This window comes from Arthrobacter sp. Hiyo1, assembly GCF_001263615.2.
Lineage (GTDB): Bacteria > Actinomycetota > Actinomycetes > Actinomycetales > Micrococcaceae > Arthrobacter.
Genome location: NZ_DF952476.1, coordinates 96,096 through 101,438, shown reverse-complemented (window position 1 = coordinate 101,438; position 5,343 = coordinate 96,096). Strand labels below are relative to the sequence as shown.

The following is a 5,343-nucleotide window of genomic DNA, read 5'->3' as shown; positions in this document are numbered from 1 at the left end:
ACAGGCTCGACGCCGTTCGCGGGCACCTGCTCGAAATGGCCGGCGAGCTTGCGGGCGCCCGGGAGTGCTTTCTTGCCGCGGCGAAGAAGACGGGGAGCCTGCAGGAGCGGCAGTATCTCCTGGTGAAGGCGGCCAAACTGGGGCAGTTGTCCACATAGGCAAAGTGGTCTCTGTTTGTGGGCCGCGGCCGCGAATAGCCTCAACACATGATCATTCAAGCAGGCTTTGACCTCCAGATTCTTGCCCGTCCGCTCATAGTCCAAGATGAAAAACTCTACCCAAGACTCGTCGTGATTGGCCTCGACGCCGAGATGCAGCTGGAAAGCATCCGGGTTGTCACGGAGTCCTTTGAAGGCAGCTTGAATCCATTCCGGGACGCCATCCTGGAAGATCTGGATATCGAGGGCTCGACGTATTTTGCGATCGCGCACGCCGGAATTTGGGCCGAGGACGACTACTTCAATGAACAGCCAATCCTCGCGGAGGCGAAGCACTTGTCAGAGGCAGCGGCACGGCAAGGGCTTCACATGATCGGCCATTTTGGGCTCGACGAAAACGGGTACATGTCCAACGGCCCGCACTCCTACTTCGACCAATATGTACTTGGCGACGATCTCCCGGAAACGATGCTTCACTGGGTGCATTCGAGGTTTGGCAAGTGTGCCTGAGCGCCGTCGGCTGGGGCCCAGAAGCATCCACCGTGCCACTGAGCCTTACGTCGGATGGGTTGACCAACTAGACTTGGTCAACATGGCACAGTACAACGTTCAGGAGGCAAAGACCCGCCTTTCTGAGCTCCTCAACATGGTTGAACGGGGCGAGGAAGTGGTTATCGCCAAGGCCGGCAAGCCCGTCGCACGGCTCGTGAAGATTGAGCGGCCCACCAAGCGCCGCCTTGGATTCGTCAAGGGACAACTTCCCGACAATTTCCTAGAGCCCATGGATGAGGAGGAACTTACGCTGTGGGAAGCACCCCTTATCTCCTCGATACGCATGCCCTGATTTGGGCCCTGACGGAACCCCGGAAGCTCTCATCCAAGGCGAGACGCGCAATCCAGTCATTCGACAACCGCCTCGTGGCATCATCCGCCAGTGCATACGAGATCGGCTACAAGCACAAGCTGGGTAAGCTCCCCGGCTTGGACGGACTGCTTCTGGGTTATGCGCGGCATGTCGCCGAGCTGTGCAACGAGGAGTTGTCCATTCGGAGTGTCCATGCGCTTGCGGCCGCCCACCTCGATTGGGAGCATCGAGACCCGTTCGACAGGCTGATCGCTGCGCAAGCCATCGTGGAATCGATGGTGGTTATCACGGCCGATCAGGAATTCCATAGCTTCCCGTTGGTGGAGACGCTCTGGTAACCGCTCGTCCGTGTAGCGCGCCCTGCGGGCATAAGCTGGATTGGTGCAAATTTCGCTTTGGCTGGCCCTGGTAGCGCCGGCACCCTGATCAGTTTCACTCCCGGCGCGGGCGCCATCTCCACCATGAGCAATTCGCTCAACTCCGGATTCCGCCGCTCCATCTGGGGAGTGCTGGGCCAACAGGCGGCACTGATCATGCACATCCTGATCGTTGCGCTCGGGGTAGGTGTTCTGGTCTCCAGCTCGCCTGTGGTCTTCAACGTGATCCGCTACACGGGGGCGGCATATCTCGTGTACATGGGCATCCGACAATTCCTGCACCGGCCGGACCTGGACAGGGAAAAAGTAGAGGCCCGGCGGAACGAGCCGGCCTGGTCCATGTTCCAGCGAGGCGTTTGGGTCAACCTGCTCAACCCCAAGGCGATCGTTTTCTTCCTGGCCTTCATGCCCCAATTCATCCGTCCCGAGCAGCCGCTGATCCCGCAGTATCTGATACTCAGCACCACGATCGTTTTCATCGACATCTGCGTCATGTGGTTCTTCTTCGCCTTGGCGGCCCGTTCATTCCAACGGTTCACGCACAACGAGCACGGCCAAAAAGTCCTCAACCGCACGTTCGGAGTGCTTTTCATGTCCGTGGGCGTGCTGCTCGCCGTCATCCACTAGAAACTAATCGATTGCTCCCCGCCGGCTCCCAGCCTTCGCAAGCTCAGGCCGGGGCCTCGCCGGCGTGGGCCCAAACTGTCGTATTGAACCTTCAGAACGACAGTTACGGAGCAATCGATTTTAAGATCGGGCAGGCCGCCAGCCGGCCTGGACCAGCGCGCCTCGGACCTTGGCTATCGCAGCTTTCGCATCGTTCACCATGTGGCGCTTTGAGATCCGGACCTCCGTCCAACCCAGCGCCTCATACCGTTCCGATCGGCTGAGGTCCCGCACCACTTGTGATCGCCAGGCGGAGCAATGACTCCTGCGGCGAATCCGAGCCTATCCGGATCAGTTGGATGGCTAATTTTGCTTTGCGCAGCCCTCTCTTTCCCTTATGGCGATCGATCACTCGCTGAAGATCCCCAAGAGTGCACAGCGGCGTGTCCCGCCCTTCGAATTCAACCCGCGGTATCCGCACACAGCTGTCCCCCATGACCACCAATTCGTCCACGGTCAGTATCTCGGCCATGTCCAACCAGGTACGCTCCACAGTGGTGACGGGGACGCCGTCAACCGTAGTGACCTCGTCCTCATAGAGCTTCATGCGGTGCACGACGACGTGCGGCCGGTTGAGGTGGGCAGCACCCTCGGGGCGGATCACATGGAACATTTGCGCTGGCTCCTTCTGGCGACGTCGCGGCAGGTCAAGGAGTTCCGCCGCTGTGAGGTGGGATGCGGCGCATCGCTCATTGACCTCGACGAAAGGGCGCACGCGGATGCACAAGGGGAGCTCCGCCGTCGGGCTTTCCGAACGAATCCCCCTGCCAAGTCTCTTCAGAGAGCCGTGCCGAAGACGCCCAGGGCTGACGCCCTCGCGGACCGCTTCGGAGATAGTGAACGGCCGGCTCTCCAGACTCAACGGAAGGCGACGCGGGGTTTTCATGGCCCCATCAGAACAGAAACCGGCCCAACCTCGCAGAAGTTATCCACAGCCTCCATCGATTGTTCCGGAATTGTCGTTTTGGAGCCTCAAAACGGCAATTAGGGGCCCACGCCGGCGAGGGCCCCGGCCTGAGCTTGCGAAGGCTGGGAGCCGGTGGGGAGCAATCGATGGGGAAACCTACCCCGTGGAGCCGCGCACCACCAGCGAGCTCTCGAGGGTCAGTTGCGGCTGGTCCAGTTCACGGCCTTCCATCAGCCCCCGGAGTTGTTCGCCGGCCTTGAGTCCCAGTGGAGTGGCCGGCAAGTGCACACTGGTCAGGCTCGGGTTGCTCGTGGCCGAATACGGCAGGTCGTCGAAGCCGGCAACCGCCAGTTCCTCCGGAATCCGGACCCCGGCCACGCGGGCTTCCTGAAGCACGCCGTACGCGTGGGTGTCCGTTCCGCAGACGACGGCGGTGACCCCGGCTCGCTGCCAGTCCGGCCAGGCGGCAGCGAAGGCAGCCGCGGCAGCGCCGACGTCGATGGTGGTGCTGATGATGTGCGCGTCGGCAACGGAAATGCCGCAGGAATGTGCCTCATCCAAGAACGCCGCCCGGCGCACTTCGAACGTCGCGGTGCCGGTCACGCTGTCCACGTAGGCAACTCGCTTGTGCCCGGAGGCCGCAAGGTGCGCGGCCAATTCACGGGCGCCGTGGGCGACATCGAGGTTCACGGACGGAGCGTAGGCCTCAAGGCCGGGCGCATCGAGAAGGACCAGCGGCCCGGCGACGGAAAGGTCATCCAGGAAGGCCGCATTGGGCGCATCCACCAGCAGCCCGGCAGGGCGAAGGGCCAGAAGCTTCCGGACGTCCTCCGCACGGGGGAACTCACCGGCGTCGGTCACGGAAAGCAGCAGCTGGTACTCGGAGCCGAGCGATTCCCGGACGCCGGCAATGACCTTGGCGAAAAAGGGGTTGGAAATGTCCGGCGCCACAAGGATCACAATCGAGCTCACGCCCTTGGCCAACGAACTGCCGATGCCATCCACCACGTAGCCTAGCTCGGCGATGGCCTGGCGGACCCGCGAAATGTTGTCCTCGGAGACCCTGCCCTGCGTTTTGCCGTTGGCAACCAGGGACACGGTGGCAGTCGAGACCCCTGCCAGGGAGGCCACCATCGCCGCGGTGACGCGCTGCGTACGGCCTAAGGCCCGATGCACTGGTTCCGCGGATTCCATACAACGATCGTAGCCGGGAATCGGCCCCTTCCCACACCGCAAGGCATCAAGCGCTTGACGCAATCAGCGTTAAGCGTTTGACGTAGCAGGTGGACCAGTGCCAGAATTCCCCTGAATGCTTTAGCGCCCTGCCTCGGCAGGCCCCAATGACGTGGAGATGAACATGGATCCCAACACCATGACCCGTGAACGCAAGAAGATCATCCTGGATTGCGATCCCGGGCATGACGACGCCGTTGCCCTGCTGCTGGCCCATGGCAACCCGGACATCGAACTGCTCGCCGTCACCACGGTGGTCGGCAACCAGACCCTCGAGAAGGTCACCCGCAACGCCCTGTCCGTGGGCACCATCGCAGGCATCACGGGTGTTCCCTTTGCCGCCGGCTGCGACCGTCCGCTGGTCCGCTCCATCGAAACCGCACCGGACATCCACGGCGAAACCGGTATGGACGGCCCGGAACAGCCCGAGTCCACCATCGAGCTGGACCCGCGCCACGCCGTCGACCTCATCATCGAGACGATCATGGCGCACGAGCCGGGCACCGTGACCCTGGTCCCCACGGCGGGACTCACCAACATCGCCATGGCCGCCCGCAAGGAGCCGCGCATCGTTGAACGCGTCAAGGAAGTCGTCCTCATGGGCGGCGGCTACCACGTAGGCAACTGGAGCGCCGTGGCCGAATTCAACATCATCATCGACCCCGAGGCCGCGCACATCGTCTTCAACGAAAAATGGCCCGTAGTGATGGTCGGTTTGGACCTCACGCACCAGGCCCTGGCCACCCCGGAAGTGGTCGAGAAAATCGCCGCTGTGGGCACCAAGCCCGCCAAGTTCGTCATGGAACTGATGGAGTTCTTCACCAAGACCTACAAGGACGCCCAGGGCTTTGACTATCCCCCGGTGCACGATCCCTGCGCCGTGGCCTACGTCATCGACCCCACCGTGATGACCACCCGCAAGGTACCCGTTGACATCGAACTGCAGGGCAAGCTCACCCTTGGCATGACCGTGGCCGATTTCCGCGCCCCCGCACCGGCCGACTGCAACACCTCCGTCGCGGTCGACCTCGACCACGAGAAGTTCTGGAACCTCGTCACCGACGCGATCGTCCGCATCGGCGATCCCACAACCGGCGCTGCCGCCACCACCGCCGCCACGCCCGCCGCCGCCGGCAT

At 62.4% G+C, this 5,343-nt stretch carries 6 protein-coding genes and 1 pseudogene; 5 read left to right on the top strand and 2 right to left on the bottom strand.

The window, feature by feature from the left end; all coding sequences use genetic code 11:
• Positions 1-206: 206 nt before the first annotated feature.
• The 4 genes and pseudogenes from AHiyo1_RS20910 (at position 207) to AHiyo1_RS20895 (ending at position 2,027) form a co-directional block, all read left to right on the top strand.
• Positions 207-668 carry a hypothetical protein gene (locus tag AHiyo1_RS20910; protein ID WP_059389869.1) on the top strand — a complete coding sequence of 154 codons (462 nt, stop codon included), beginning with the start codon at positions 207-209 and terminating at the stop codon, positions 666-668.
• Between the two features lie 82 nt (positions 669-750).
• Positions 751-1,002 carry a type II toxin-antitoxin system Phd/YefM family antitoxin gene (locus AHiyo1_RS20905; RefSeq protein WP_059389870.1) on the top strand — a complete coding sequence of 84 codons (252 nt, stop codon included), beginning with the start codon at positions 751-753 and terminating at the stop codon, positions 1,000-1,002.
• Positions 963-1,361, top strand: a complete 399-nt coding sequence (locus AHiyo1_RS20900; RefSeq protein WP_059389868.1) for a type II toxin-antitoxin system VapC family toxin — start codon at positions 963-965, stop codon at positions 1,359-1,361. The genes AHiyo1_RS20905 and AHiyo1_RS20900 overlap by 40 nt, the downstream gene beginning before the upstream one ends.
• A 43-nt stretch (positions 1,362-1,404) precedes the next feature.
• Positions 1,405-2,027: pseudogene (locus tag AHiyo1_RS20895) on the top strand (LysE family transporter).
• A 241-nt stretch (positions 2,028-2,268) separates the two neighbouring features.
• Here the strand turns inward: AHiyo1_RS20895 and AHiyo1_RS20890 are convergent.
• Both AHiyo1_RS20890 and AHiyo1_RS20885 read right to left on the bottom strand, forming a co-directional pair.
• A complete protein-coding gene (locus AHiyo1_RS20890) occupies positions 2,269-2,679 on the bottom strand; it encodes a hypothetical protein (protein ID WP_253257519.1) in 411 nt (136 codons plus the stop codon).
• 450 nt (positions 2,680-3,129) lie between these two features.
• Positions 3,130-4,107 carry a LacI family DNA-binding transcriptional regulator gene (locus tag AHiyo1_RS20885; protein WP_113990737.1) on the bottom strand — a complete coding sequence of 326 codons (978 nt, stop codon included), beginning with the start codon at positions 4,105-4,107 and terminating at the stop codon, positions 3,130-3,132.
• Between the two features lie 223 nt (positions 4,108-4,330).
• On the opposite strand from AHiyo1_RS20885, the gene uriH reads away from it, so the two are divergent.
• The coding region (uriH, locus tag AHiyo1_RS20880) for a uridine-preferring nucleoside hydrolase UriH (protein WP_059389866.1) at positions 4,331-5,343 on the top strand (1,013 nt) is incomplete at its 3' end.